2 protein-coding genes are annotated in these 1,292 nt (G+C 63.6%); both read left to right on the forward strand.

Annotation, left to right across the window (positions count from 1 at the left end):
• A partial coding sequence (gene cas1 / locus L6Q96_23130; GenBank protein ID MCK6557444.1) for a CRISPR-associated endonuclease Cas1 occupies positions 1-430 on the forward strand: 430 nt, incomplete at its 5' end.
• 59 nt (positions 431-489) lie between these two features.
• Positions 490-768: a CRISPR-associated endonuclease Cas2 gene (cas2, locus tag L6Q96_23135; GenBank protein ID MCK6557445.1), complete on the forward strand. Its 279-nt coding sequence runs from the start codon at positions 490-492 to the stop codon at positions 766-768.
• Positions 769-1,292: the final 524 nt, after the last annotated feature.

The raw sequence follows: 1,292 nt of genomic DNA on the forward strand, positions 1-1,292 counted from the left end.
GAACGTGTTGTTGTCGTTGGGGTACACGTTGCTGGCGAACGCGGTGGAGACCGCCGTGCAGGTTGTGGGGCTGGACCCGTATCTCGGGGCATTGCACGACGTGGCGTACGGGCGGCCTTCGTTGGTGTGCGATCTGATGGAGGAGTACAGGAGTGTGATTGTGGACCCGATGGTGGTGGCGTGTTTGAATCAGCGGGCGTTTACGCCGGACGATTTCGAGGGGGCTGGCGAGGGGGAGCCGGTCCGGTTCAAGCGACCGGCGTTACGGTGGTTTGTGGAGTTATTCGAGCGGCGGATTCGGGGCGAGGTGCTGTACGCGCCGCGCAACCAGCGTCTGACGTACCGGCAGGTCATCGAGGAGCAGGTGCGGCAATTCGCACGCTATCTTATGGGTGCGGAGGAGCAGTACCGGCCCCTGGCAGTGCGCTAAGGCGGTACGGTCCAACCTCCAGGCCCTCAAGCCCCCAGGACCCCAGGACCCCAGGACCCATGTTCACCGTCATCGCTTTCGACGTGAGCGACGACCGGCGCCGGTACCGGGTGGTCAAGGCGTTGCGGCGGTATGCGGTGCGGGTACAGAAGTCGGTGTTCGAGGCGCCGGAGTTGACGCCGCAGGGATTTCGGCGGTTGCGGCAGCAGTTGGAGGAGTCGATCGACGCGAGTCGGGATCGGGTGCATTACTACTTCCTGTGCGGGGGGTGTGTGAGCCGGGTGGAGACGAGTGGGCGGGCGCGGGTGACGCGCCGGGAGGAATGGAGGGTGGTATGAGTGCGACGCTCCCCGGGGGTTGGCTGGCGACGGTGCCAAGTGCGCGAAAAGGCGATCGCACGGAGGGCGCCGGGCGCGGAGAGTGTCGCGGCGAGAAAATTATGATAAGGCAACGCCTTAGCGGCGGCCGCGACGAATGGGCAACGGGTTGTCCACAGCCGAGACAGAGAGTGTCGCAAAAGGAGGTGAGGAACCGCAAGCATGCAGCGAAAACGACAAGGTGAGTCCGAATGGACGATTCCTCGATGAGGGGATTGAGACGGCAACGGCGTCCGTTGCCAAGCGACGGACCGATCCAGTCCGAATGGACGATTCCTCGATGAGGGGATTGAGACATGGCCTCTCGCATAGCCTCGGCGATCAGGGGCAAGGCGTCCGAATGGACGATTCCTCGATGAGGGGATTGAGACCTAGCCCTATCAGGGCCAGACTGGCCAAGCAGACCAGTCCGAATGGACGATTCCTCGATGAGGGGATTGAGACTCCCGGATCCGGGAGAGGCTCCCGGTCCGGCGACGAATCCT

It is taken from the genome of Candidatus Binatia bacterium (assembly GCA_023150935.1).
Taxonomy (GTDB): Bacteria; Desulfobacterota; Binatia; order HRBIN30; family HRBIN30; genus JAKLJW01.

Coding starts and splice junctions, on each gene's coding strand:
- cas2 (MCK6557445.1), top strand. CDS start 490: ATGTTCACCGTCATCGCTTTCGACGTGAGCGACGACCGGCGCCGGTAC.